The 26,130-nt window shown below is 67.5% G+C and carries 22 protein-coding genes; 8 read left to right on the forward strand and 14 right to left on the reverse strand.

Features of this window, described 5'->3' with window-relative positions:
- The first annotated feature begins 47 nt into the window (after nucleotides 1-47).
- Nucleotides 48-1,340 carry a hypothetical protein gene (locus tag AAFN88_RS02440; RefSeq protein WP_347517916.1) on the forward strand — a complete coding sequence of 431 codons (1,293 nt, stop codon included), beginning with the start codon at nucleotides 48-50 and terminating at the stop codon, nucleotides 1,338-1,340.
- An 86-nt stretch (nucleotides 1,341-1,426) separates the two neighbouring features.
- On the opposite strand, the gene AAFN88_RS02445 is transcribed toward AAFN88_RS02440, so the two are convergent.
- From AAFN88_RS02445 to cobT, 3 genes are all read right to left on the reverse strand, one after another.
- Nucleotides 1,427-2,053, reverse strand: coding sequence for an ActR/PrrA/RegA family redox response regulator transcription factor (locus tag AAFN88_RS02445; protein ID WP_347517918.1), 627 nt, complete (start codon nucleotides 2,051-2,053; stop codon nucleotides 1,427-1,429).
- 40 nt (nucleotides 2,054-2,093) lie between these two features.
- Entirely contained in the window at nucleotides 2,094-3,467 is a 1,374-nt protein-coding gene (locus tag AAFN88_RS02450) for an ActS/PrrB/RegB family redox-sensitive histidine kinase (RefSeq protein ID WP_347517920.1), read from the reverse strand.
- A gap of 70 nt (nucleotides 3,468-3,537) precedes the next feature.
- A complete protein-coding gene (gene cobT / locus AAFN88_RS02455) occupies nucleotides 3,538-4,572 on the reverse strand; it encodes a nicotinate-nucleotide--dimethylbenzimidazole phosphoribosyltransferase (protein ID WP_347517921.1) in 1,035 nt (344 codons plus the stop codon).
- 174 nt (nucleotides 4,573-4,746) lie between these two features.
- Here cobT and AAFN88_RS02460 point away from each other — a divergent pair, with 174 nt between their 5' ends.
- The 4 genes from AAFN88_RS02460 (at nucleotide 4,747) to AAFN88_RS02475 (ending at nucleotide 7,804) form a co-directional block, all read left to right on the forward strand.
- On the forward strand, nucleotides 4,747-5,574 hold the full coding sequence (locus tag AAFN88_RS02460; RefSeq protein WP_347517923.1) for an adenosylcobinamide-GDP ribazoletransferase: 828 nt from the start codon (nucleotides 4,747-4,749) through the stop codon (nucleotides 5,572-5,574).
- Entirely contained in the window at nucleotides 5,574-6,233 is a 660-nt protein-coding gene (locus AAFN88_RS02465) for a histidine phosphatase family protein (RefSeq protein ID WP_347517924.1), read from the forward strand. Before AAFN88_RS02460 ends, AAFN88_RS02465 begins: the two co-directional genes overlap by 1 nt.
- Nucleotides 6,234-6,341: 108 nt before the next feature.
- Entirely contained in the window at nucleotides 6,342-7,040 is a 699-nt protein-coding gene (locus AAFN88_RS02470; RefSeq protein ID WP_347517925.1) for a lipid-binding SYLF domain-containing protein, read from the forward strand.
- A gap of 119 nt (nucleotides 7,041-7,159) precedes the next feature.
- A complete protein-coding gene (locus AAFN88_RS02475) occupies nucleotides 7,160-7,804 on the forward strand; it encodes an SCO family protein (protein ID WP_347517927.1) in 645 nt (214 codons plus the stop codon).
- Between the two features lie 122 nt (nucleotides 7,805-7,926).
- On the opposite strand, the gene AAFN88_RS02480 is transcribed toward AAFN88_RS02475, so the two are convergent.
- The 4 genes from AAFN88_RS02480 to ugpB all read right to left on the reverse strand — a co-directional run bounded on the left by AAFN88_RS02480 (nucleotide 7,927) and on the right by ugpB (nucleotide 12,161).
- Nucleotides 7,927-9,018 carry a sn-glycerol-3-phosphate import ATP-binding protein UgpC gene (locus AAFN88_RS02480; protein ID WP_347517929.1) on the reverse strand — a complete coding sequence of 364 codons (1,092 nt, stop codon included), beginning with the start codon at nucleotides 9,016-9,018 and terminating at the stop codon, nucleotides 7,927-7,929.
- A gap of 16 nt (nucleotides 9,019-9,034) precedes the next feature.
- Nucleotides 9,035-9,883: a sn-glycerol-3-phosphate ABC transporter permease UgpE gene (gene ugpE / locus AAFN88_RS02485; protein WP_347517930.1), complete on the reverse strand. Its 849-nt coding sequence runs from the start codon at nucleotides 9,881-9,883 to the stop codon at nucleotides 9,035-9,037.
- Complete coding sequence (ugpA, locus tag AAFN88_RS02490; protein WP_347517931.1) at nucleotides 9,883-10,767, reverse strand: sn-glycerol-3-phosphate ABC transporter permease UgpA; 885 nt, start codon at nucleotides 10,765-10,767, stop codon at nucleotides 9,883-9,885. Before ugpA ends, ugpE begins: the two co-directional genes overlap by 1 nt.
- 71 nt (nucleotides 10,768-10,838) lie before the next feature.
- The gene (gene ugpB, locus AAFN88_RS02495; protein ID WP_347517932.1) at nucleotides 10,839-12,161 is read right to left on the reverse strand and encodes a sn-glycerol-3-phosphate ABC transporter substrate-binding protein UgpB; all 1,323 of its coding nucleotides are present in this window, start codon (nucleotides 12,159-12,161) and stop codon (nucleotides 10,839-10,841) included.
- Nucleotides 12,162-12,426: 265 nt separating this feature from the next.
- Between ugpB and AAFN88_RS02500 the strand changes: the two genes are divergently transcribed.
- Nucleotides 12,427-13,308, forward strand: coding sequence for a methylated-DNA--[protein]-cysteine S-methyltransferase (locus AAFN88_RS02500; RefSeq protein ID WP_347517934.1), 882 nt, complete (start codon nucleotides 12,427-12,429; stop codon nucleotides 13,306-13,308).
- 170 nt (nucleotides 13,309-13,478) lie between these two features.
- On the opposite strand, the gene AAFN88_RS02505 is transcribed toward AAFN88_RS02500, so the two are convergent.
- Nucleotides 13,479-13,733, reverse strand: coding sequence for a hypothetical protein (locus tag AAFN88_RS02505; RefSeq protein WP_347517935.1), 255 nt, complete (start codon nucleotides 13,731-13,733; stop codon nucleotides 13,479-13,481).
- Nucleotides 13,734-13,878: 145 nt separating this feature from the next.
- Here AAFN88_RS02505 and AAFN88_RS02510 point away from each other — a divergent pair, with 145 nt between their 5' ends.
- Entirely contained in the window at nucleotides 13,879-14,586 is a 708-nt protein-coding gene (locus tag AAFN88_RS02510; RefSeq protein WP_347517937.1) for a SprT family zinc-dependent metalloprotease, read from the forward strand.
- Nucleotides 14,587-14,716: 130 nt separating this feature from the next.
- Here AAFN88_RS02510 and AAFN88_RS02515 read toward each other — a convergent pair whose 3' ends face one another.
- On the reverse strand, nucleotides 14,717-15,160 hold the full coding sequence (locus AAFN88_RS02515; RefSeq protein WP_347517938.1) for a VOC family protein: 444 nt from the start codon (nucleotides 15,158-15,160) through the stop codon (nucleotides 14,717-14,719).
- A gap of 167 nt (nucleotides 15,161-15,327) precedes the next feature.
- Between AAFN88_RS02515 and AAFN88_RS02520 the strand changes: the two genes are divergently transcribed.
- Nucleotides 15,328-16,530 (forward strand): multidrug effflux MFS transporter, encoded by a 1,203-nt coding sequence (locus AAFN88_RS02520; protein WP_347517940.1) that lies wholly within the window; start codon nucleotides 15,328-15,330, stop codon nucleotides 16,528-16,530.
- A 44-nt stretch (nucleotides 16,531-16,574) separates the two neighbouring features.
- On the opposite strand, the gene AAFN88_RS02525 is transcribed toward AAFN88_RS02520, so the two are convergent.
- The 5 genes from AAFN88_RS02525 to dnaA form a co-directional block, all read right to left on the reverse strand.
- The gene (locus AAFN88_RS02525) at nucleotides 16,575-18,533 is read right to left on the reverse strand and encodes a PBP1A family penicillin-binding protein (protein ID WP_347517942.1); all 1,959 of its coding nucleotides are present in this window, start codon (nucleotides 18,531-18,533) and stop codon (nucleotides 16,575-16,577) included.
- A gap of 269 nt (nucleotides 18,534-18,802) precedes the next feature.
- The gene (gyrB, locus tag AAFN88_RS02530) at nucleotides 18,803-21,268 is read right to left on the reverse strand and encodes a DNA topoisomerase (ATP-hydrolyzing) subunit B (protein WP_347517943.1); all 2,466 of its coding nucleotides are present in this window, start codon (nucleotides 21,266-21,268) and stop codon (nucleotides 18,803-18,805) included.
- Nucleotides 21,269-21,309: 41 nt separating this feature from the next.
- Complete coding sequence (gene recF, locus AAFN88_RS02535) at nucleotides 21,310-22,536, reverse strand: DNA replication/repair protein RecF (RefSeq protein ID WP_347517944.1); 1,227 nt, start codon at nucleotides 22,534-22,536, stop codon at nucleotides 21,310-21,312.
- Nucleotides 22,537-22,584: 48 nt separating this feature from the next.
- On the reverse strand, nucleotides 22,585-23,703 hold the full coding sequence (dnaN, locus tag AAFN88_RS02540; RefSeq protein ID WP_347517946.1) for a DNA polymerase III subunit beta: 1,119 nt from the start codon (nucleotides 23,701-23,703) through the stop codon (nucleotides 22,585-22,587).
- A 419-nt stretch (nucleotides 23,704-24,122) separates the two neighbouring features.
- Nucleotides 24,123-25,622: a chromosomal replication initiator protein DnaA gene (gene dnaA / locus AAFN88_RS02545; RefSeq protein ID WP_347517948.1), complete on the reverse strand. Its 1,500-nt coding sequence runs from the start codon at nucleotides 25,620-25,622 to the stop codon at nucleotides 24,123-24,125.
- Between the last annotated feature and the right edge of the window lie 508 nt (nucleotides 25,623-26,130).

The raw sequence follows: 26,130 nt of genomic DNA on the forward strand, positions 1-26,130 counted from the left end.
AAGGGGTTCAACGAAGCGAACCGCCACCTCGGGAGCCATTTTCGAAGATGACGTCAGGATCTAGCCAGCAACCGCGCTTGCAGGAACAAGCCCTGCTGAACCACATCAAGCGCCTGGAGCGGTCCCGCGGCGACACCTTCGCCGTCCAGATCCATCTCTCGAAGCTGATGACCTTCCTGCAGCTTCCCGAATGCCTGGACGTGGTGCGCACCATGATGGCCCGCGAGGCCAAGAAGGCGGAGGCGAGCCTTTTCCCCCTATTCAACACCGATCTCTTCGTCGTCTATCCGCGCGGCGCGCTGACCAAGATGGACGAGGCGCTGGCCCGGGTGGGGCAGGTCCTGAGCGACGACCCCTTCTTCGCCGACGAGGCCGAGGCGCAGCAGGAGTTCTGCACCTACTTCAACCTGGATACGCAGTTCGAGGAGCTGATCGCGCAGGTCCAGACCCTGATCGAGCAGCGCGCCGAGCAAGACCTGAAGGCGCGCACGCAGCGCCGCGGCAACGGCCCCGGCAAGCCGCTGGACCTCAGCAACCTGGCCGCCATCCAAAAAGCCATCGCCCAGGCCGACCTCTCGACCATGACCAGCCGGCAGGCGATCTGCGAAGTGGGGGAGACCGGCCGGCCGCAACCGCTGTTTTACGAACTCTTCACTTCCATCGGCGCGCTGCAGCAGGCGCTGCTGCCGGACCAGAATCTGTGCTCCGACCGCTGGCTGTTCCAGTACCTGACCACCAAGCTGGACGAGCGTATGCTCGCCTGGCTGACGAGAAACGACGATTCGACACTGAAGCGCTCTTTCAGCCTCAACATCAATATCGCCAGTGTGCTGTCGCCGCGATTCCTGGAATTCGACGCACTGCTCGACAAGGAGCGGCGCAACACCATCGTCATCGAATTGCAGATGGTCGACGTCTTCGCGGACATCCCGCGCTTCCTCTTCGCCCGCGAGTTCCTGCTCGACCGTGGCTACCGCATCTGCCTGGACGGACTGACGACGCTGTCGCTGCCTTTCGTCGACCGCCGCATGCTCGGCTTCGAGCTGATGAAGCTGCATTGGACGCCGCAACTGCGCCAGCAACTGGAAGGCAAGGACGGCGAGCATCTGCGCAAGTCGATCGAAGACACCAATCCACGCCGTATCATCATGATGCGCTGTGAGACCGACGACGCTATCGAACTGGGCCACGAGCTCGGCATCTCGCTGTTCCAGGGCTATTTCCTGGATCATCTGCTGAAAGAGAAGATCAGCCGCGAGGAAGCGGCCGAACGCCTCGCCGCGGCGATGACCCGCCAGCGCCGCACCGCCGGTCAGCCGCAGACGGCCACCGGCGCCTAGAGCAACCCGCGTCCGGATGGACGCGGACAAGTTGCTCTAACAAACCAAGATAGACCTCTTCCGAAAAACGCCTGGAGCAACGCCGCTCAGTTGCGCGGTGCGTACTTGGCCAGGATGCGCTGCAGCGTGCGCCGGTGCATGCGCAGGCGCCGCGCCGTCTCGGAAACGTTGCGATCGCACTGCTCGTAGACCCGTTGGATATGCTCCCAGCGCACCCGGTCGGCGGACATGGGGTTGCAGGGCGGCGGCGGCAAGGCCTCGCCCCGTTCCAGGAGCGCCGCTTCGACCTGGTCGGCGTCGGCGGGCTTGGGCAGATAGTCGGTCGCCCCGACCTTCACCGCCGCCACCGCCGTGGCGATGTTGCCGTAGCCGGTGAGCACGATGATACGCGCGTCCTCACGCGCCTCGCGCAGGCCTTGCACCACCTCCAGGCCGGAGCCGTCCTCCAGGCGCAGATCGACCACCGCGTGGCTGGGCGCGAGGCGGCGCGCCAGCGCCAGGCCGTCGGCGACGCTGTAGGCGGTTTGTACCGCAAAGCCGCGCCGCTCCATGGCCCGCGCCAGCCGGTCGCAGAACCGCTGGTCGTCGTCGACGATCAGCAGCTCTCGCGGCGCCGCCTCGGGCAAGGAGGCCTCCTTATCCCGGGAGTCCCCACCACTCTGGGGATCGCAGCTTTCCCGGGTCTCCTCACGCGGCTCCGAGTGACCTGTCATACCGCCTTCCTCACTTCCCTTTCCATAAATTCCGGGATCCCTAGGCCGTCTTTCCTTGGCCGGCCATCGGGCCGCCATCTCGCGGTGCCTGGACCACTTCCAGGCGGCTGCGCGGCCAGCGGATCTCCACCACGGCGCCGCCCGCGACGTCGTTCGAAAGTTCCAAGGTCGCCCCGTGATGGGCCAGCAGCGTGCGGGCGATAAAGATGCCGAGGCCCATGTGTTGCTCCCCGCCGCGCCGCCGCGCGCGGGCGCCCGTGGAATAGTAGGGCTCGCCGAGACGGCTGAGTACCGTGACGTCGAACCCCGGTCCGTCGTCGGCGATGCGCAGCATCACCGATTCCTCGTCCCAGGTCAGTTCCACCAGCACCTGATGCCGGGCGAACTGCACCGCGTTCTGGATCAGCGTGCCGACGCCGTGCAGCACCTCGGCATTGCGCGTCACCGTGGGCTGCGGCGCGCTGCTGTCCACCGCGGGCGCGGCGGTGATCTCCAGCTCCACGCCCTCACGCCGGTGCGGCGCGGCCGCCGCCTCGACCAGCGCCACCATGGGCAGCTGATGATAAGGCGATCCGTCGTCGCCGGCGGGGCGCTCGGCCAGCCCCGCGAGGATCGAGCGGCAGCGCAGCGATTCGGCGTGCAACAACTCCACGTCCTCGCGCAGCGGCGAGTCCGCCGGCAGCTCGCGTTGCAGCTCGCGCGCCACCACCGCGATCGTGCCCAGCGGCGTGCCCAACTCGTGCGCCGCCGCGGCGGCGAGACCGCCCAGGGCCGAAAGCTGCTGCTCGCGCGCGAGGGCGAACTGCGAGGCCGTCAGGGCCTGCGACATGCGCTGACTTTCCTGGGCCACGGAAGAGACATAGGAAGCGATGAAGATCACGGCAATGACCAAGGCCGTCCACACGCCCGCGATGTAGGTCGGCGACAGCAGGATGCCGGGCTCGGCCCAGGGCAGGGGCAGGTACCAGACCGCCAGGAAAGAGGCGAGGCAGACCGCAATGGCCGAAAGGACCAGGGTGCTGCGCCGCGACAGCGCCCAGCCGGAAATCACCACCGGCGCCAGGATAAGGATCGAGAAGGGGTTCTGCAGGCCGCCGGTCAGGCACAGCAGGGCGGCCAGCAACACCAGGTCGAAGCAGAGGTTCCAGAAGGCCTCGCGGTCGCTCACCCAGGTCGCCGTGGGCCGGGCGAGCGTGATCACCACATTGAGGGCGCCCGAGGCGGCGATCACCGCCATGGCCGGAATGAAAGGGATCGCATACCCCAGGCCGAAGTGGACCACCGCCAGGCTGGTGGCCTGCCCGAACAGGGCGATCCAGCGGATCAGCACCAGGGTCCTGAGCCGCAGGCGGCCCTGCTGGGTCGCGGCGACCCCGGCGGTCCGCCCCGGATCTAGGGTTTGCGTCTCGGCCATGACCCAGAGTTTCGCCGTCGGCGGCGAAATGGCAAGACCCCAGCCGATACGGTCCTAATCTATTGGAATATCACTCGTTTTCACTGGGACCGGAGACCCCGGCGTCGGCGAAGGTGGCCATGCCGCTGTGGCAGGCCACCGCAGCCTTCAGCAGCAGGACGGCGACCATGGCCCCCGAGGCTTCTCCCAGGCGCATGTCCAGGTCGACCAGCGGGCGCATGCCGATGCGCGCCAGCAGGCGCTTGTGGCCCGGCTCGGCGGACATGTGGGAGACCTGGCAGTGATCCAACGCCTTGGGGTCGAGAGCATGGAGCACCGCCGCCGCCGCGGTGCAGGCATAGCCGTCAAGCATCACCGGAGTCCGGGCCATGCGGGCGGCCAGGATGGCCCCGGCGATGGCCGCCAGCTCGCGCCCGCCCAGACAGCGCAGCACCTGCAGGGGGTCGTCCAGAACGCCCTTGTGCAGGGCCACCGCCTTTTCCACCAGGGCCGTCTTTTCCGCCCGGCGCGCCTCGTCGATGCCGGTGCCGGCGCCCACCCAGTCCGCCGCCGCGCCGCCGAACAACCCGTGGCACAGCGCCGCCGCCGAAGTGGTGTTGCCGATGCCCATCTCGCCCAGCGCCAGGACGTCGATGCCCGACTCCACCGCCATCATGCCGTAGGCCATGGCCCGCGCGCAGTCTTCCTCGGACATGGCGGGCTCTTCGGAGATGTCGCCGGTCGGCTCCTCCAGCGCCATCTCGTAGACGCGCAGATCGGCGTTGGCGAGGCTGCAGAGCTGGTTCACCGCCGCCCCGCCCTCGATGAAGTTCTGCACCATCTGCGCGGTGACTTCGGGCGGGTAAGCCGAAACCCCCTTGGCGGCGATTCCATGGTTGCCGGCGAAGACCGCCGTGTAGGGACGGTCGACCGAAGGCGGATTGCGGCCCTGCCAGGTCGCCAGCCAGACCGCCAACTCCTCCAGGCGGCCCAGCGAGCCGGCCGGCTTGGTCAGTTGCGCCTGGCGCTCGCGCGCGATCTCTTCGGCTTCCGCATCCGCCTCCGGGAGCGCCTTCAGCAGATCGCGGATTTCCTCAAGGCTTCCTATGTCCTCGGCAGCCGCCATATGAAATAACCTCCTGAGCAGCCGTTGCGCGGCAGGGAACCGGCCAGAGGGAACATTCTTCCGCGGTCCTGGGCCGGGCCGGTGAGATGACTTATAACTGGCTGATACAAGAAGGCAAACCAGAGGCAGGGGTCGTTTTCCGGACGACCCTCAACAGCGGCTAAGCGACGCAAGATGCATTTCCCCTCCATTTCCGGTTTCTTTTCGCCGCGCGCCTGGGGCGCCGATCTGCTGGAGGCCGCGCGCCTGCTGACCCGCCTGCCCCTGCCGCGCCCGTCCCTGCCGCAAACACCGCAGGGGGCGCCGGAAGCGCGCGCGAGCCACGCCAGCCGCTGCTACCCCCTGGTCGGCGCCGGCATCGGTCTCATCGCCGCCCTGGGGTTCGCGGTGGCGGACTGGCTGGCGCTGCCGCCCTTCGCCGCCGCGCTGGCCGCGCTGGCCCTCTCCATCCTGATCACCGGCGCCCTGCACGAGGACGGCCTGGCCGATGTCGCCGACGGTTTCGGCGGCGGCGGCGACCGGGCGCGCAAGCTGGCCATCATGCGCGACAGCCGCATCGGCAGCTACGGGGTGCTGGCGCTGGTCCTGGTGCTGACGGCGCGCGGCGGCAGCCTGGCCGTCATCGCCGCGTCTCCCGCCGGGCCTTGTGGCGCGGCGGCGGCGCTGATCGCCGCCCACAGCCTGTCGCGCGCCGGCCTGGCGCCGGTCATGTGGGCGCTGCCGCAGGCCCGCAGCGACGGACTGGCCGCGGCCACCGGACGGCCCGGCGGCGCCGACGCCCTGGCAGCATTGGCGATCGGCGTGACGGCCGCCGCGCTGCTGCTGGATCCGGCCCGCGCGCTGGTGGCGGTCCTTGCCGTCGCCGTGCTACAGGGCGGGCTGGCGCTGCAGGCCCGGCGCCAGATCGGCGGCGTCACCGGCGACGTGCTGGGCGCCGCCCAGCAGCTTGGCGAGGCGGCGGTGCTGCTGGTCGCCTGCGCAAGTCTTTCAGGAGGAATTTGATGACCACGACCCGCTGGTGGTGGATTCGCCACGCCCCGGTAACCAGCCATGCCGGGCTTGTCTACGGCAACCAGGATGTGCCCTGCGACTGCGGCGACGAGGCCGTGTTCCGCGGCCTCGCCGCGCGGCTGCCCGACGACGCGGCCTGGGTGGTGACGCCGCTGGGCCGTACCCGCGCCACCGCCGAGGCCATCGCCCGCCACCACGCCGCCGTGCCGGCGGATTTCGAGGTCGAGGCGCGCCTGGCCGAGCAGGACTTCGGCGACTGGCAGGGCCTGACCCACGACGAACTGGCCGCCCAGCGCAGCGGCGCCTGGCATCGCTTTTGGCTGGCGCCCGCCGAGGAGGTGCCGCCGGGCGGCGAGAGCTTCGCCGCCGTCAGCGCCCGCGTGGGCGAGGCCATCGCGGCCTTGACCCGACGCCACGCGGGGCGCGATATCGTCTGCGTCAGTCATGGCGGGCCGATTCGCGCGGCCTTGGGCCATGCTCTCGGCGTCACGCCGGAGCAGGCTCTGGCCTTCTCGGTCGACAACTGCGCGCTGACGCGGCTGGACCACTTCGCCACGGAGACGGTGCCGGGAAGGGACCGCCCGGAGGGAGAATTGGGCGGCGCGTGGCGTATCGCTCAGGTGAACGTCCGCGCGCAGCACGCGGCCTAGGCGCGAGACACGCCGGGGGAAGAAAACTCCAGGCCCGGCGGTCCCAGTTGGAACTGCCGCCGTGCAGGAAACACTTCAGCAAGGACAAAACCCAGGAAGGTTGACCGAATGATTGCTTCAGCGACCCTTCGCACCGCCTCAAGGTTTCACGCCCGGCTCGCCGCCCTCCTGCTGGCGCCGCTGCTCGCCTGGGCCGGTCCGGTCCAGGCCGAGACCGAGCCGGAAGCCCTGGTCACCGAGGCCCGCCTGACCGTCGACCGCCTGATGGCCGACAAGGATTTCTTCGAGCTGCCGAAGTTCATCCGCGGCGCCAAGGGGATCTACATTGTGCCGCAACTCGTCAAGGGCGGCTTCATCATCGGCGCCGAAGGCGGAACCGGCGTGTTCCTGGCGCGCGGCACCGACGGCAGCTGGTCGCCGCCGGCCTTCTACACCCTGGGCGCCGGCTCCATCGGCCTGCAGATCGGCGGCGAGGTCAAGGAAGTGGTCTTCGTGCTGATGAGCGACAAGGCGGTGGACGCCATACTGTCCAGCGAATTCAAGCTGGGCGCCGACGCGTCGATCTCCGTCGGCCCCATGGGCCGCGGCGTCGAGGCCTCGCGCACCACCGACTTCACCTCCGACATCTACGCCTTTTCCAAGTCGGTCGGCCTGTTCGGCGGCGGCGCCCTGGAGGGCGCCAAGATCTTCGAGCGGACGTCGTTGAATCATGAGTATTACGCCCTGGGCGCGACGCCGAAGAACATCGTCATCGACCGCAAGTTCACCAACACCCAGGCCGACGGCCTGCGCGAGCTTCTGCCCTAGATCGGATCAGGGCCGGGCCGCGACAGGCGGCCGCATTGCCGCGGCCGCCCGCATCGCCTATGTGAGTAGAATACTCCTCCGCCATTCCGCTGCTCACCCCCGAGCTTGTCGAGGTTCCCATGTCCATAAAAACCCGTCTCGTGCTGATCGCAGTGCTCGGCCTGGTGCTGGCCGGCGCCGGCTTTACTCTCTGGAGCACTCTTCAGCGCAGCGGCATCGTCAGCCAGCAAGGAGAGCCGGCCGGCAGAGCGCTGATCGGCGGCGCCTTCACGCTGACGGACCAGAACGGCGAGCGCCGCAGCGAAGCGGACCTCGTGGGGACCTACAGCCTGATCTACTTCGGCTACACCTATTGCCCGGACGTCTGCCCGACCTCGCTCAGCGCCATGACCCAGGGGCTCGACCTGCTGGCCGAGAGTGCGCCGGACAAGGCGGCGGCGGTGCGGCCCATCTTCATCACCATCGACCCGGAACGCGACACCACGGAAGCGATGGCCGCCTACGCCCAGCACTTCCACCCGCGCCTCATGGCACTGACCGGCACGCCGGAAGAGGTCGCCCTCGCCGCCAAGGTCTATCGCATCTACTACCAGAAGGTGACGGAGCAGGGGTCCAGCGACTATCTGATGGACCATTCCTCCATCATCTACCTCATGGGCCCGGACGGCGGCTACCTGACGCACTACACCCATGCCAGCACCGCCGACGACATCGCCAAGGGCCTGGCCGAGCAGGTCGACCCGGCGCTGGCGGCGGGAAGCTGACCTGCAAGCTGGGCGCAGGCATCGAGACGGGCCTTCGGCCGTCCTCGGCATGAGATCCGGGCAAATTCACGCCTCACCCTGAGGCACCTGCGCAGCACGCGTCTCGAAGGGTGTGCAGCCGCCTACAAGTCGGCGATGCGCCGGCCGCTCTCAGGGTCGAAGAAGTGCAACTCGCCGGGATCGGCGGCCAGCCCCAGGCTCTGCCCTTCGCGCAATTGCGCATTGCCGCCCAGGCGCAGGGTCAAAGTCTCTCCCGAACCGTCGCCGCCCAGCGTACCGTGCACCAGGGTGTCGGCCCCCAGAGTCTCCACAAGTTGCGACTGCAACGCGAAAGTCGCTTCACCCTCGCCGGCCGGATGCAGATGCTCCGGACGCACGCCCAAGGTGACACGGCGCCCGGCCAAGCTGGAAAGCCCCCCGGACGGCAGGCGGACGTGGCTGCCGCCGGCGAGCGCCGCGGTGGCGCCGTCGGCGGCGATTTCCGCCGGCAGGAAGTTCATGGCCGGCGAGCCGATGAACCCGGCGACGAAAAGGCTGGCCGGACGCTCGTAGACCGCCATGGGCGAATCGACCTGTTCGGCGTTGCCCGCGTTCATGACGATGAGGCGGTCGGCCATGGTCATGGCCTCCACCTGATCGTGAGTGACATAGACCGAGGTGGTGCCGAGGCGGCGTTGCAGACGCTTGATTTCCAGGCGCATCTGCACCCGCAGCTTGGCGTCCAGGTTGGACAGCGGTTCGTCGAAAAGGAAGGCCGCGGGCTGGCGCACGATCGCCCGGCCCATGGCGACGCGCTGGCGCTGGCCGCCGGAAAGCTGGCGCGGCTTGCGTTGCAGCAGTTCCTCCAGTTCGAGGATGCCCGCCGCCTCGTTCACACGGGCGTCGATCTCGGCTTTCGACTTGCGGGCGATCTTCAGGCCATAGGCCATGTTGTCGTAGACCGTCATATGCGGGTAGAGGGCGTAGTTCTGGAACACCATGGCGATGTCACGGTCCTTGGGCTCCAGATTGTTGACCACGCGATCGCCGATGGCGATCTCGCCTTCGGTGATCACCTCCAGCCCGGCGATCATGCGTAGAAGCGTCGACTTGCCGCAGCCCGAGGGGCCGACGATGACGATGAATTCGCCGTCGGCGATGTCGACGGAAACACCGTGGATGACGGCGTTGTTGCCATAGCTCTTTTTCACGTTGCGCAGGGATATCTCTGCCATGGGAGTCTTTCGTTCTTTATTTTTCGGTTTCCACCAGGCCCTTGACGAAGAGCCGCTGCATAGCCACCACCACGAAAACCGGCGGGATCATCGCCAGGATCGCGGTGGCCATGATGAGGTGCCACAGCGGCTCCGAGTCCGGCACCGCGACCATGCGCTGAATGCCCATGACGATGGTGTAGTAGGACTCGTCCGTGGTCACCAGCAGCGGCCAGAGGTACTGGTTCCAGCCGTAGATGAAGAGGATGACGAAGAGGGCGGCGATGTTGGTGCGGGACAGCGGCAGCACCACGTCCCAGAAGAAACGCAGCGCGCCGGCGCCGTCGACCCGCGCCGCCTCCAGCAGTTCGTCCGGGATGGTCAGGAAGAACTGACGGAAGAGGAAGGTCGCCGTCGCCGAGGCGATGAGCGGAATGGCCAGCCCGGAATAGGTGTCCAGCATTCCCAGGTTCGCCACCACCTCGTAGGTCGGCAGGATGCGCACCTCCACGGGAAGCATCAGGGTCATGAAAATGATCCAGAAGGCCGTGGCGCGGAAAGGGAAGCTGAAATAGACGATGGCGTAGGCCGAGATGATCGAGATGGCGATCTTGCCGATGGCGATGGCCAGGGCCATGATCAGGCTGTTGGCCATCATCAGCAGCACCGGCGGACTGCCCGCCGCCTCGACCCCGCCGGTCAGGGCCGATCCATAATTCTCCCAGAAGCGGTCGCCGGGCGTCAGCGGCAGCACTCCGGAGACCAGTCCCTCCACCGGATAGGTCGAGGCGACGAAGGCCAGCCAGATGGGAAAGGCGACGGCCATCACGCCGAGCAGCAGCACGATGTGTGTGATCAGGGTGACGATCGGGCGATTTTCGATCATCAGTATTGCACCTTGCGTTCGATGTAGCGGAACTGGACCACCGTCAGCGCGATGACGATCACCATGAGAATCACCGACTGAGCGGCCGAACCGCCGAGGTCGAGGCCGACGAAGCCGTCGTTATAGACCTTGAAGACCAGGATATTGGTCGACTGGGCCGGACCGCCCGACGTGGTGGCGTGAACGATGCCGAAGGTCTCGAAGAAGGCATAGACCACGTTGACCACCAGCAGGAAGAAGGTGGTCGGCGACAGCAACGGGAAGACGATGGTCCAGAATCGTTTCACCGGACCGGCGCCGTCGATGGCCGCGGCCTCGATCAGCGACTTGGGAATCGCCTGCATGCCGGCCAGGAAGAACAGGAAGTTGTAGCTGATCTGCTTCCACGACGCGGCGATGATGACCAGAGCCATGGCATCGGTGCCGTTGAGAAAGTGGTTCCAGTCGTAGCCAAGCTGCTGCAGGGCGTAGGCGAAAACGCCGATCGTGGGGTTGAAAATGAACCACCACAGCACGCCGGCCACGGCGGGAGCCACGGCATAGGGCCAGATCAGCAGCGTCTTGTAGGCCATGGCGCCGCGCACCACGCGGTCGGCCATGGCCGCCAGGACCAGAGCGGCGACCATCGAAAGCGTGGTGACGCCGACGCTGAAGACGACGGTGGTCTTAAAGGACCCCAGATAGCTGGGGTCAGCGAAGAGGTCCGCAAAGTTGTCGAGCCAGACGAAGGTCGAGCCGAAGCCGAAGGGATCCTCCAGCAGGACCGACTGGTAAAGCGCCTGGGACGCTGGCCAAATGAAGAAGACCAGCGTGACGACGAGTTGCGGCAGGACCAGGAAATAGGGCAGAACCCGTCCCTGGAAGATCACGCGTTTGTGCTGCATGGGAAGCCGATACCCGAAATGCGGAAAGCCGGCCGGGAATCCCGGCCGGCCGTCCTAGCGGGAAAAGCCGCTTAGTTGGCGGTCTTTTCGAACTTGCGCAGCAGCGCGTTGCCGCGCTCCACCGCTTCGTCGAGGCCTTCCTGGGCGGTCTTGCTACCGTTCCAGATGGCCTCCAGCTCCTCGTTGATCACATCGCGGATCTGGACCATGTTGCCGAGACGCAGGCCCTTGGAGTTGGCGGTCGGTTCCTTCGCGGTCATCTGCACGATCGCCACGTCGGTGCCCGGATTCGCGGCGTAGAAGCCCTGCTCCTTGGTCAGCTTGGCCGCCGCATGGGTGATCGGCAGATAGCCGGTGAACTGGTGCCAGTCGGCCTGCACTTCCGCGGAGGAGAGGTAGGAGAAGAACTTGGCGACGCCCTTGTATTCCTCGTCCGAATGGCCGGTCAGCACCCAGAGAGTGGCGCCGCCAATGATGGAATTCTGCGGCTTGCCGGCCTCCGGCCAGTAAGGCAGCTGGCCGACGCCGAATTCGAAGCCCTTGGCGTTGGCCTTCACGCCCGCGTAGGCCGCCGAGGAGTTCATGTACATCCCGCATTCCTGGTTATAGAACTTCGGCGCCGAATCCGAGCGGCGGCCGCCGTAGTCGAAGATCTTGTCTTTCTGCCAGGTCGCCAGGGTGGAGATGTGTTTCACGTGCAGCGGGCTGTTGAAGGCCAGCTCGGTGTCGACGCCCTCGAAGCCGTTGGCCTTGGTGGCGAAGGGAATGTTGTGCCAGGCGCTGAAGTTCTCCAGCTGCACCCAGGACTGCCAGCCCGTGGTGAAACCGCAGGCGTAGCCGGCGGCCTGCAGCTTCTTCGCCGCGGCTTCCACTTCCGGCCAGGTCGCCGGCGGGGTGTTCGGATCCAGGCCCGCCTTCTGGAAAGCGGTCTTGTTGTAGTAGAGCACCGGGGTGGAGCTGTTGAAGGGCATCGACAGCATGTTGCCGTCGCTATCGGTGTAGTAGCCGGTGACGGAGGAGAGATAGTTCTTCGGATCGAAAGGCTCGCCCGTCTCCTTCATCAGCTCGTAGACCGGCTTGACGGCGCCCTTGGCGCCCATCATGGAGGCGGTGCCGACCTCGAAGACCTGCACGATCACCGGCTGCTGCTTGGCGCGGAAGGCGGCGATGGCGGCGGTCATGGTCTCGGTGTAATTGCCCTTGTAGACGGGCTTGAGGACGTAATCGCCCTGCGAGGCGTTGAAGCCCTCGGCGATTTCGTTGACTTTCTCACCCAGCTTGCCGCCCATGGCATGCCACCATTCGATCTCCGTGGCGGCCAGTGCAGCCTGGGGCAGGCTGCCGGCGAAGGCCGCGGCAGCGGCCCAGGTGATAACTTTGCGATTCAAACGCATGAGAGGTTCTCCCTAGTTCGTGCGACTCGAATCCCCCAGAGGGGCCGCGCAATGACGCGCAAAGCTAACGGCCCGTCGCGATACTCTTTTGATTGTTTTGTTGCGACTATATGACAATGAAGCTGTTCGCCTAGCGAAAAAATAGAAAAACTGCGGAGTTATCCACCGGATCGGGCCGCGCAAGCTTCGGATAGAGCGGAAATCCCGGCGCCCGCTAACATGGCACCCGAGATTGGCGGTTACCGGCAGGAGAGAGAAAAAGGCGATGGATATGCACAAAGCCAGGAGCGCGGCGAAACCCCAGGCCAAGGCTTCGGCCCGGCAACTGGAGCTGGTGCGCCGGGCCTGCGGCCTGATCGACGCACAGGAGGGCGAACGCCTGACCCTGGCGGAGATCAGCCATCAACTTGACGTGAGCCCCTGGCACCTGCAGCGCCTCTTCAAGCGGGTCATGGGCGTCAGCCCGCGCGACTACGCCGACGCAAGGCGCAACGCCGCCTTCCGCAAGCAATTGAAAGACGGCGAGTCCGTCGCCCAGGCCACCTACGGCGCCGGCTACGGCTCCTCCAGCCGCGTCTACGAGCGCGCCGAGCGCATGCTGGGCATGACCCCGGCCTCCTACGCCAAGGGTGGCAAGGGGGCGGTCATCGTCTACGACATCGTCGCCTCGCCGCTGGGCCGCCTGCTGGTGGCCGCCACCGCCAAGGGGCTCTGCTTCCTCAGCCTGGGCGACGACGACGCCCTGCTGGTCGAGGAACTGGCGCAGGAGTTTCCCCGGGCCGAGAGCATCACCCGCGACCAGCATTCCATCGCCCAGTCGGTCTCCCTGGTCATCGACTTCCTGGAAGGCAAGATCCCGCACGCGGAACTGCCCCTCGACGTGCGCGCCACCGCCTTCCAGCGCCGGGTATGGAACGAGCTGATCGCCATCCCCTGCGGCGAGACCCGCACCTATTCCGAGATCGCCGAGATCCTCGGCGCGCCGCGCGCCCAGCGCGCCGTCGGCCGCGCCTGCGCCACCAACCCGGTCTCCCTGGTCATCCCCTGCCACCGCGCCTTGCGCGAGGACGGCGGCCTGGGCGGCTACCGCTGGGGCCTGGAGCGCAAAGCGGCCCTCCTGGAAGGCGAGGCCGAGCACCCGGAGTAGGGAGCCCGGCGCTTCGCGCCTTCACCCCCCTCCTAACCTCCCCCCGTCAAGGGGGGGAGGAATGTCTTTTCGGCGCCCCCAGAAAGAACCTTCCCTCCCCCTTGGATGGGGGAGGGTTAGGGAGGGGGTGACACCCTATCCGGCTGAAGCCACCTGTCCTGGAAAGCCGCTCACAGGTAGCGGCCGCGCTCCAGGATCTCCAGGGTGTACTCGCGGTAGCTCATGCCGAGCGCCTGGGCGCGCTTCAGGCGGCGGCGCACCACCTCGACGGGCGGGTTGTCCCAGGCCTGCTTGTGGGCCATCCGCCAGGCGGCCAGGTGCCACTGGGATTCCACCAGCGGCGGCCCCTCGTTGTGGCCGATCCCGATCCTAGGTTCCCGTGCGGTCGCCGGACCGGGCGCAGTCTCAAAAGAAATCGAATCCAAGCGCATAACACCCTGACAAGGCGGCCGGAATCGTCGCCGGCGGGCAAACTAGCACGGCGCCGATGCCCATCGCCAGCCGGCGCCGCCCCTGCCCGGCGGGGGCGAAGCCTTGCCGCCTTCGGAGTCGCCGGGATATAGAGAGTCCATGGCTCTCAGACTGGATGCGCCGCGCAGCCTGCGGCTCGGGGAGCGGGAGGTGCCGCTGGAACTCAGGCGCCACCCGCAGGCCCGGCGCATTACCCTGCGGCTGACGCCCGAAGGCAACGGCGTGCGACTCGTCCTGCCCAACCGCACGCCGATCCACGAGGCCGTCGCCTTCGCCGAGCGCAACAGCGGCTGGATCCTGAAACACCTGGAAAAAGTGCCCGAGCGCATCCCCTTCGCCGACGGCGCGGTGATCCCGCTGCTGGGCGAGAGCCACATCATCGCCCACGACCCGGCCGCGCGCGGCGGCGTGATCCGCGAACCCGGCCTGCTGCGCGTCTCGGGCCAGCCCGAACATCTGCCGCGGCGCCTGGGCGACTTCCTGAGGCGCGAGGCCCGCGCGGAGATCGGCGCGCGCGCCCGCGACAAGGCCGCGCGCATCGAGCGGCGCCTCGGGCGCCTCAGCCTGCGCGATACCCGCAGCCGCTGGGGCTCCTGCAACTCCGACGGCGACCTCAACTTCTCCTGGCGCCTGATCCTGGCCCCGGAAGTGGTGCTGGACTACGTCGTCGCCCACGAGGTGGCGCATCTGGTCCACCTGGACCACTCCCAGCGCTTCTGGAAGCTGGCCGGCCGGCTCAGCGAGGACATGAGCGGCGCCAAGATCTGGCTGCGCCGCAACGCCAACGAACTCTGGCGCTACGGCTGACCCCCCCCCAATCCGACTGTCACCCTCGGACTTGATCCGAGGGTCCCCAAGAGCTTCAGGGGGCAAGTGACGGAGCGGCAACCCTGGATGCTCGGGACAAGCCCGAGCATGACAGCTTTGTTTGATTGCCTCAGCCGCCCTTCTTCTTGTGCATGGAGGGCACCCAGACATAGCCGTCGGGCCCGGCGATGTAGGCCTCGCGAAGGCCGTGCGGCTTGTCGGTCGGCTGCTGCAGCACGCTGTGCCCCGCCGCCTCGGCCCGCGCCGCCGCCGCCGCCGGGTCGACGCCGTAGAGCCGGAGCTCCAGCCCGGCGCCGCGGATCGCCCCGTCGCCGGTCAGCGCCAGCAGGGGGTTGGCGTGGTAGCTGGCGTCCGAGTGCAGCATCCACTCCTGGCCGCCGTGGCGGCAGACCGCGAAGTCGCGCTCGGCGTAGACCGCCTCCACCCCCAGCACCTCGGTCAGGAAGGCGAGCATCGCCGCCACGTCGCGCACCAGGATGTTCACGCCGAAGCCGGTCAGCGAACGCCCGTAGGTGTCGGCATCGGGGAAGGGGGGCTTTTCGCTTTCGGTCATCTGCCGGGTCTCTTGGCTTTTCTAGTGGCGGCTCATCTCGCGGTGGCTTTCCTTGCGGGCACTTGCCTGCGGCGACTATAAGCGGAGGCGGGTCCTCCCCGTAAACATCCACTTTCGCCCAAGCTTTCCGGACCAGTTCCGCCGCTGGCCCGCTCACCGGAGTTTCCATGGCGCGCGCCGAGAGCCTGATCGTCTCCGTCCTGCTGACCGCCATGGTCGCCCTGGGGCCGATCTCCACCGACCTCTACCTGCCTTCGCTGCCGGCCATCGGCCGCGACTTCGGCGTCGCCAACGCCGAGGTGCAGCTCACGCTTTCGGTCTTCCTGGCCGGCTTCGCCGTCAGCCAGCTCGCCTACGGCCCGCTGTCCGACCGCTTCGGGCGCCGCCCGGTGATCCTGGGCGGGCTGGCGCTCTATCTGCTGGCGACCCTGGTCTGCGCCTTCGCGAGCGGCATCGAGATGCTGATCCTGGCCCGCTTCTTCCAGGCCGTCGGCGCCTGCGTCGGCCCGGTGCTGGGCCGCGCCGTGGTGCGCGACATCTACGGGCGCGAGCGGGCGGCGCGCATGCTGTCCTACATGGGTATGGCGATGGCGATGGCGCCCGCCTTCGGGCCGATCCTGGGCGGCTTTCTGGAGGTCTGGTTCGGCTGGCGCGCCAACTTCGCGGTGCTGGGCCTCTTCGCCGCCACGACCCTGGCCGCGGCGCTGGTGACCCTGCCGGAGACCAACCAGTGGAAGAGCCCCGACGCCACCCGGCCGGGCCACATCCTGGGCAACTACCGCGCCCTGCTGCGCCACCGCAGCTACCTGGGCTACGTAATGGTCACCGCCTGCACCTATTCCGGCATCTTTTCCTTCATCTCCGGCTCCTCCTTCGTGCTGATCGGCCTCCTGGGCCTGACCCCGGACGTCTACGGCTTCTGCTTCGCGGCCATTGTGGTCGGCTACATGATCGGCACCTTCCTCTCCGGCCGGCTGACGGTGAGGCTGGGGCTGGAGCGCATGGTGCAGATCGGCACCGCGGTGCAGGTGGCGGGAGGCCTCGCCGGCATCGCGCTCTATCTCGCCGGCATCGTCACCGTGCCCGGCATCGTCGGCCCGGTCATGGTCTTCATGGCCGGCACCGGCCTGGCCATGCCCAACGCCCAGGCCGGCGCCATCGGCCCCTTTCCGCAGATGGCGGGTTCGGCCTCGGCGCTGCTCGGCTTCTTCCAGATGGGGCTCGCCGCCCTGGTCGGGATCGCCGTGGGCCACGGCAGCGGCGAGTCGGCTTTGGCCATGATGGCGGCCATCGCGCTGGTCTCCCTGGGCGGCGCGCTGGCCTACTGGCTGGTGGTGCATCCCGCCCCGCGTCCGGCGGCGGGGGACTGATATCCCGGCCCGGCGCTGACGTTCGGCCAGAATGCGGCACCGGCTCAGTCCCGCTGGTCCTCGCGTTTCCAGAACGGCTTGTCGTCCTGCTGGCGGGCCGCGGGCGCGGCCGGCTTGGCCGGGCGCTGGGCCGCCGGCTTCTCGGCGGTGAGGCCTTTGAGGATGCGGCCGATGAATCCACCGATGCTGTCGTCCTGCGACTGGGCGACAAGCTCGCCGCCGCCGGGCAGCGGACGCTGCGGCAAGCCGTCCAGATTGCGTTTCATGAAGCGGCCCCACAGCCGCGCCGGCAGGGAGCCGCCGGTGACCTTCTGCATCGGCGCGCCGTCGTCGTTGCCGAACCACACGCCGGTCACCAGCTCGGCGGTGTAGCCGACGAACCAGGCGTCGCGGAAATCCTGGCTGGTGCCGGTCTTGCCGGCGGCGGCGCGGCCCGGCTGGGCCGCCTTGCCGGTGCCCCAGACCACGGTGGCCGACATCATGTTGGCCATCTGCGCCAGATGGCCGGCCGAGACCACCGTGTCGCCGGGCGTCCGGTCGCGCTGGAACAGGAGCTGTCCCTGCGCATCGCGGATTTCGGTGATGCCGTAGGGCGTGACCCGCCGGCCCTGGTTGGCGAAGGCGGCGTAGGCGCCGGTCAGTTCCAGCAGCGTCACCTCGGAGGCGCCCAGCGCGATGCCGCCGGTGGGCCGAAGCTCGCTGGAAATGCCGAGGCGCCGGGCCGTCGCCGCCACGGTTTTGGGCCCGACTTTCTGGGTCACGCGAACGGCGACGGAGTTCATCGAGCGGGCGAAGGACTCGCGCAGCGTGACCTCTCCGTAATAGCGTCCGCCGTAGTTGCCCGGCGCCCACTTGCCGACGCGCACCGGGGCGTCCTTCACCTGGCTGTCGGGGGTGAGACCCGCTTCCAGGCCGGCGAGATAGACGAAGGCCTTGAAGGCCGAGCCCGGCTGGCGCAGCGCCTGGGTGACGCGATTGAACTGGCTGTCGCCGTAATCCCGCCCGCCGACCAGGGCGCGGACGGCGCCGTCGGGGGCGAGACTGACGAGCGCCGCCTGGCCGGCGCCGCGCGCGGCGCCTTCCTCATCGAGGATCCTGGCCAGCTCCTGACGGGCGACGGTCTGCGCCGACGGATCGAGGGTGGTCACGACCCGAACGTCTTCGTCGATGCCGCCCAGGTAGTCGCGCACCTGGGCCAGGATCCAGTCCGCGAAATAGGGCGCGATGTCGTCACGGGCGGCGCGCGCCGCCGTCTTCTGGGCGACGGCGGCATCGGCCTCGTCCCGGGTGATGAAGCCCGCTTCGACCATGGTCTGCAGCACCAGGACCGCGCGCTGGTCGGCGCCGGCGGGATCTCGCGTCGGGTTGAGCCGCGAGGGCGCCTTCAACAGCCCCGCCAGCAGGGCCGCCTCGTAGAGGCTGACCCGCGTCGCCGGCTTGCCGTAGTAATGGCGCGCGGCGGCATCGACGCCGTAGGTGCCCGCGCCGAGGTAGACCCGGTTCAGATAAATCGTGAGAATCTGGTCCTTGGTGAGACGGTGTTCCAGCCAATAGGCCAGCATGACCTCTTGGATCTTGCGCTTCAGGGTGCGCTCGGAAGTGAGGAAGAGGTTCTTGGCGAGCTGCTGGGTGAGGGTCGAACCGCCCTGGGAGATGCGCCCGTCGCGGATGTTCACGTACATCGCACGCAGCAGGCCGCGGAAATCGATGCCGCCGTGGTCGTAGAAACGCCGGTCCTCCACCGCGATCACCGCATGCGGCAGGTGCGGCGGCAGTTCGCGCAGGCCGCGCGTCGCACCGAAGCGGTCGCCGAAGGAGGCTAGGCGGGTGCCGTCGGCGGCCAGCAGCGTGACGTTCGGCCGCCGCGTCAGCTTCTCGATTTCGCCGATATCGGGCAGGTCGTAAGCATACCAGGCCAAGACGCCGGACAGCACCACGCCGCACCAGATGGCCGCCACCAGCCCCCAGGTGACGACACGGCGCAGCAGCCCGGCGGCACGCACCGCCCTGCGTTTCCGGGTTGCCTTGGATGTGGGTCCGCCTCCGCGGCCGCCTGCGGACCGCCGGCCGCCGCCTTTCGGCGAGCGGGCCGCCACGGTGGACTTGCGACTGCCGCCGGCCTCTCCCGGCCGGCTCTTCGTGGCGCGATTCTTTTCCGCCATGTCCCTATAGATAGAGAAATCCGACGCGCCGCACCACAAATCCCCTCGGCGCGGATAGTGGCAATCTTAAGGCGCAGGTCCTGAGCCGCAGAGATCTGCGCGGCCCTGCCTCAAACGTCGAGATTCGCCACCTCCAGCGCATGTTGCTGGATGAAATCGCGGCGCGGCTCCACCACGTCGCCCATCAGCGTGGAGAAGACATCCTCCGCCTCGTCGGCATGCGCCACCCTGACTTGCAACAAGGCGCGCACGTTTGGATCGAGGGTTGTTTCCCAGAGCTGTTCGGGGTTCATCTCGCCCAACCCCTTGTAGCGCGCGACGCTGACGCCCTTGCGGCCGAGCTCGAAGATCGCGCCGGCGAGGCTGATCGGGCCGGTGATGCGGAAGGTCTTGTCCTTGGAGGTCAGGTCCCCGGGCAGAAGGTAGGCCGCCTGCAGTTCGTCACCCATTTCGTCGAGTCGCCGCGCCTCGCTGGTGCGGATCAGCGGGCCGTCAATGACGCGCTCTTCCGTGACGCCGCGCAGGGTGCGGCTGAAACGCAGGCCGCCGTCGGGCAGGGAGTCGCCCTGCCAGCCTTTTTCGTGCTCCGGCGCCAAGGTGTCGAGCCGCCGCGCAATATACTGTGCGGCTTCGGCCAATTCGGCCTCGTCATGCATTCGTTCCGCGTTCAAAACGCGGGAGATCGCCGCCTGCTCGACCACGTCGGGGTTGCCGACCTTGCGGATCAGCGGCTCCATCAGATGGCGCGCGCGCACCGCGCGCTCGACCCTCAGACGAAGATCGCCACCGGCGATCTGGCCTTCGTCCGCGTGTGTCAGCACCGCGTCCTTCAGGCCGCTGTCGATGAGATAGTCCTCCATCTCGCGGTCGCCTTTCAGGTAGCGCAGCGATTCCCCGCGCTTGGCCCGGTACAGCGGCGGCTGTGCGATATAGAGGTAGCCGCGCTCGACCAGTTCCGGCATCTGCCGGAAGAAGAAGGTCAGCAAAAGCGTCCGGATGTGGCTGCCGTCGACGTCGGCGTCCGTCATGATGATGATCTTGTGGTAGCGCAGCTTGTCGATGTTGAACTCGTCGCGCCCGATGCCGGTGCCCAGCGCGGTGATCAGCGTGCCGATTTCCTGCGACGACAGCATCTTGTCGAAGCGCGCGCGCTCCACGTTCAGGATCTTGCCGCGCAGCGGCAGGATCGCCTGGTTCTTGCGGTCGCGGCCCTGCTTGGCCGAGCCGCCGGCCGAGTCGCCCTCGACGATGAAGAGTTCCGACTTGGCAGGATCGCGTTCCTGACAGTCGGCCAGCTTGCCGGGCAGGGAGGAGATGTCCAGCGCGCCCTTGCGCCGGGTCAGCTCGCGGGCCTTGCGCGCCGCCTCGCGGGCCGCGGCCGCCTCGACCACCTTGCCGACGATGCGCCGCGCCTCCTGCGGGTGTTCCTCGAAGAATTGATCCAGGCGCTCGTTGACCACCGACTCGACGATGGGCCGCACCTCGGAGGACACCAGCTTGTCCTTGGTCTGGCTGGAGAATTTCGGGTCCGGCACCTTCACCGAGAGGACGCAGGTCAGGCCTTCGCGCGCGTCGTCTCCGGTCAGCGCCACCTTCTCCTTCTTCAGGAGACCGCTGCTGGTCGCATAGCTGTTGATCTGCCGCGTCAGCGCGGCGCGGAAACCGGCCAGGTGGGTGCCGCCGTCACGCTGCGGAATGTTGTTGGTGAAGCAGAGCACCGTCTCGTGATAGCTGTCGGTCCATTGCAGCGCCACCTCGACGGTAAGGCCGTCGCGTTCCGCCGCCATGGTGATCGGCGGCTCGATCAGCGCGGTCTTGGTGCGGTCGAGATAGTTCACGAAAGCCACCAGTCCGCCTTCGTAATGCAGGTCGACTTGCTTGGGCTCGGCGCTGCGCGCGTCGGTCAGCTCCATGTGCACGCCGGAGTTCAGGAAGGCCAGCTCGCGCAGGCGGTGCTCCAGCGTCGAGAAATCGAACTCCGTCATGGTGAAGATCTTGTCCGACGGCATGAAGGTGATCTGCGTGCCGGACTTGCCTTCCGCCGTACCGCGCACCGCCAGCGGCGCCTCGGCGTCGCCGTTGACGAAACGCATCCAGTGCTCCTGACCGTTGCGCCAGATGGTCAGCTCCAGCCATTCGGAAAGCGCATTGACCACCGAGACGCCGACGCCGTGCAGCCCGCCCGACACCTTGTAGGAGTTCTGGTCGAACTTACCGCCGGCATGCAACTGGGTCATGATGACCTCGGCCGCCGAGACCCCTTCTTCGGCATGGATGTCCACGGGGATGCCGCGCCCGTTGTCGCCGACGGTGACCGAACCGTCGCCGTTCAGAACCACCGTCACGGTATCGCAGTGTCCCGCCAAGGCCTCGTCGATGGCGTTATCCACCACCTCGTAGACCATATGGTGCAGGCCCGAGCCGTCATCGGTGTCGCCGATGTACATGCCCGGGCGTTTGCGCACGGCCTCCAGGCCGCGCAGCACCTTGATGGATTCCGCGCCGTAGGCGGCATCCTCCGGGGTCTTGCCCTTGGACTCAGGGCCCGTTTCGATCGGCTTCTCGTCGTTGCTCATTGCAAACCTGGTTTCTTCATCGTGTATCGGGGGGAACGGCCTCAGGCCGCGCCCGCGGGACGGATCGCCCCGTCGTTGATGGCAAAGAACTGGGCCCGGCCTTGCAGGCCCTCGAAATCGGCGGCGTCCGTGCCGGTCAGCCAGGCCTGGGCACCGAGATCGAGGATCTCCTCGTAGAGCGCGGCACGGCGCGCGGCGTCCAGATGCGCCGCCACCTCGTCCAGCAGCAGCAGGGGCGCCGCCCCGCGTTCCAGCGTCAGCAGGCGCGCATAGGCCATCAGGATGGCGATCAGCAATGCCTTCTGTTCGCCCGTCGAGCACAGCGCGGCGGCCACGCCCTTGGCCTTGTGGGTGGCCTGCAGGTCGCTGCGGTGCGGCCCCAGGCCGGCGCCGCCCGCCTCGGCATCCTGGCGGCGGCTGTCCGCCAGGCCGTCACGCAAGGCGTCCTCGGCGGCCAGGGCCGGGCCACGCCGCAGCAAATCCTCCACCGTGCCTTCCAGTTCCAGGTCGACCTTGGGGAAGGGCCCCTCGGCGCCGTCGCAGGCCTGCTGCAGGCGCTCGACCATGTCGAGCCGCGCGGCGGCGATGGCGACGCCGCGCGTCGCCATGGACTCCTCCAGCGAGACCAGCCAGGCCGCATCGCCGCGGCCGCTCTTCAAGAGGCGCGCACGCTCGCGCAGGGCATGTTCATAGGCATTGCAGCGCGCCGAGTGCTCCGGGTCGAAGCCGTAGACCAGGCGGTCGAGGAAACGCCGCCGGCCGCCGGCGCTTTCACGGAACAGGCCGTCCATCTGCGGCGTCAGCCAGACCACCGAGAGGATCTCCGCCAGGGACTGCTGGCCGCGCGCAGCGGCGCCGTCGACCTTCACCAGCCTCCGCTCGCGCCCAAAGCCGTTCTGGGCATCGGCATTCTGACCGGGATCGCGGCCGCTGCCCACGTCGCGCGGCCCCTGCGGCGTCATGACGGTGGCGGCCACCGCCCAGGGATTGGACGGCCGCTCGCCGGGCGGGGCGCGGTCGATCTCGCCGAGGCGCGCCCGCCGCAGACCCCGCCCCGGCGAGAGAAAGGAGATCGCTTCCAGCAGGTTGGTCTTGCCGGCGCCGTTGGGGCCGGTCAGCACCACCGGCGCCGCGGTCAGATCCAGCTCGGCCCTGGCATAGCAACGGAACTGCGACACCACGAGGCGGCTCAGCCAGACACCGGTTTCGGTCATGCGCTGCGACACGGCGCCGGGCTCCGCATCGCCGAAGGCGGCGGAGCTCAGCAAGAGGAGCGGCGTTGGTTGTGACGGCGAATGCTCATCCCGGGCCCCGGCTTACACGCGCATCGGCATCAGCACGTAGAGGGCGCTGCTGTCGGCCACCTCGCGCACGATGGTCGGCGAAGCGGGGTCGGCCATGGTGAACTGCGCGGCCTCGCCCTCGATCTGCTGGGCGATATCCAGCAGATAGCGCGAATTGAAGCCGATCTCGATGCCGGCGCCGTCGTAGTCGATCTCCAGTTCTTCCACGGCGGTGCCGTTTTCCGGGCTGTTGGCGGAGAGCGTCAAGGCGCCGTTGTTCACCGCCATCTTCACCGCGCGGCTCTTTTCCGAGGAGATGGTGGAGACACGGTCCACCGCCTCGGCGAAGGATTTGCAGTCCACTTCCAGGACCTTGTCGTTGCCGGCGGGAATGACCCTTTCGTAATCCGGGAAGGTGCCGTCGATCAGCTTCGAGGTCAGCACCGTGGGGCCGAAGGCGAAACGGATCTTGGTGTCCGACAGGGCGATCTCCACCGGATCGTCGACACCCTCGACGAGGCGGCGCAGCTCGCCCACGGTCTTGCGCGGCACGATGACGCCCGGCATGTCCTTGGCGGCGTCGGGCAGCGGCATTTCGACCCGCGCCAGGCGGTGACCGTCGGTGGCCACGGCGCGCAGCACCGGCAGGGAATTGCTCTGGGCGGCGTGCAGGAAGATGCCGTTGAGATAGTAGCGCGTCTCCTCGGTGGAGATGGCGAAGCGCGTACGGTCGATCAGGGTCTTCAGCTCGCCGGCCTGCAGGGTGAAGCGCTGCGGCAGGTCGTCGCTGTTGGTCGCCGGAAAGTCCTCGCGCGGCAGCGTCGACAGGGTGAAGACCGAACGCCCGGCCTGCAGCTTCAGGCGCGCATCGTCGCCGCCGGCCTCGATCTCCACCTGCGAGCCCTCGGGCAGCTTGCGCACGATGTCGTAGAGCGTATGCGCCGGCGCCGTGGTCGCGCCCGGCTGGCCGACCTCCGCGGAAATCTTGTCGATCACCGTCAGGTCCATGTCCGTGGCGGTCAGCGACAGCGAGGCGCCGTCGGCCTCGATCAGCACGTTGGACAGGATCGGAATGGTGTTGCGGCGTTCCACGACGCTTTGCACGTGCGTGAGGGATTTGAGGAGCGCAGCGCGTTCAATGGTCAGCTTCATGATGGGACGCTTGGCCTTCAGGCAATGATGTTGATCGTTCTCTTGGGTGCCATGCGGGGGCGTTTCAGCCCCCCTTTTTCTGTACGCAGGTCCTTGGTATGCGAGCTTGCGATGGGGACCCCGGATCGGGGCCCGCGCGGCCCCGGATTCCACGACGCCACGCCAGCGGCCGTCAGCGGTTTCAGGGCCCATCGGCACCGCGCGCCGGAGCCCGGAAATGCGGCTCCGCAGCGCGGTCGCCGAGTATAGCATGGAAGGGCGAAAACGTAAGCTTTAAGCGCACTTGAGGGCTCCCCGCCGCCCCTTTTGCCAGGGTCGGCGGGTGCAGCCGCTAAGCGATTCTTTTGGCTGGCTTTTCCCGCTCCGGAAAGGCCGAAAAGCGGCGCCGGAGCGACGAAAGCCATTCCGGAGGGCCGGTTTCAGGCCTCCAGCATGCGCCGCAGCAGCTCCACGTCCTCGGCGAAGCTGGAATCGGTGGCCTTCAGCTCCTCGACCTTGCGCACGGCGTGCATCACCGTGGTGTGGTCGCGCCCCCCGAACTTGCGGCCGATTTCCGGCAGCGAGCGGGAGGTCAGCTGTTTGGAGAGATACATGGCCACCTGGCGCGGCCGGGCCACGGCGCGGGCCCGGCGGGCCGAGTGCATGTCGGCGATACGCACATTGAAGTGGGCCGAGACGCGCTTTTGGATCTCCTCGATGGTGACCCGGCGGTCGTTGGCCCTGAGCAGGTCGTGCAGAACCTCCTGGGTGGTCTCCAGGGTGATCGGGCGGCCCACCAGGGTGGCGTGCGCCATGATGCGGTTCAGGGCGCCCTCCAGCTCGCGCACGTTCGAGGTGATCTTGTGCGCCAGGAACTCCAGAACCTTCACCGGAATGTCGGTGCTCGACTGCTCGGCCTTGGCCTGCAGGATGCCGAGACGCAACTCGTAGGTCGTGGGGTGAATGTCCGCCACCAGGCCCCAGCCGAGGCGCGAGCGCATGCGCTCCTCGACGCCCTCCAGATCGCTGGGGCTCTTGTCGGCAGAGATGATGACCTGGCGGTTCTGGTCGACCAGCGCGTTGAAGGTATGGAAGAACTCTTCCTGCGTCGCCTCGCGGCCACCGATGAACTGCACGTCGTCGATCATCAGCACGTCGACGGAACGGAACTGCTCCTTGAAGGCCATGGTGTCCTTCGTGCGCAGCGCGCGCACGAACTGATACATGAACTTTTCGGCGGAGAGATAGATGATGCGCCGTTCGGGAGACTGCTTCTTGATGTGCAGGCCGATGGCGTGCATCAGGTGCGTCTTGCCAAGGCCGACGCCGCCGTAAAGGAACAGTGGGTTGAAAGGCGCGCTCGGCGCCTCCGCAACGCGCCGCGCCGCGGCATAGGCCAACTCGTTCGGCTTGCCGACGACGAAGTTGTCGAAGGTAAAGCGCGGGTCCAGGGGTGCGGAAATGTCTTCGCGCATGCCGCTCTCCAGAGCAGCGCCGCCAGTCGTCGCGCGCACTGCTGCGGCGGCCGCCGGTCTCGCGCCTGCCGGAGCAAGGGCCGCAACCTCGCAGGCCTTTGCCATTGCCGCGCCATTCGTCGCCTGCACGCTACCGCGCGTTTCGGCGGCACCGCCGACAAGCGGCGCCCCCGCGCCCGGTTTCGGAGTCGGGCGCGCCGGCGGCTGCACCACGATTTCGATACCGCCGATGTCGGGGTCTTCTTCGTTCCACAAAGCGCCCAGACGTTCGGCATAGTTGCTCGCAACCCAATCGCGCATGAAGCGCGTCGGCACTGCGAGTCGAAGCTTTCCGTTACGCGATCCCGCAAGAGTCAGCGGCTTCAGCCAAGAACGGTAAGCCGCCTCGCCGACCTCCGCTCGCAAACGCCCTCGCACCCGACCCCATTGCTCGATGACCGTCGCCTCACCGTCACCACCAACCATCTTAGACCATCCCCCCAAGCGGCGTGTGCACTGCGACCCTATCTCCGCACATCATTTGCCAGAGGTAAAACTCCGCGAAAGCACAAGCATCGTCCATGACGTGGCCAGCAACCTCGTTCGTCATTAGTTATTCCAGCGATCGGCTTAGGAGGGGCTCCAAGAGCCAGGCGGGTCGGAAAAAAACAACGGCGGCCTAGAGAAACGTCCGGCCCCTGCCACGCCCGTGGCGAAATCAATAATTCATTTCAGGAATTACTTGATCGGCGCGACTTTTTATTTTGCTTTTTCCTAGAACTTCTTACTCAGAACCCCCAAGCGCGATAATGTTAATGTACCCGCATAGACTTCGGGTGACAAGCGGATCGAATGGGGAACGGGTTTTTTTTTGGCCCGCCGACCGATCTGCAACACTCCGGAGCGATCGGAAGATCGGGCGAAAGCCGAAGCGCAAACACGAAAAACCGCGCCCTCTTCCAGGAAGGCGCGGCATCGTTCCAGTCCCGGATTT

Origin of the sequence: Pelagibius sp. CAU 1746 (assembly GCF_039839785.1) — a bacterium.
Lineage (GTDB): Bacteria > Pseudomonadota > Alphaproteobacteria > Kiloniellales > Kiloniellaceae > Pelagibius.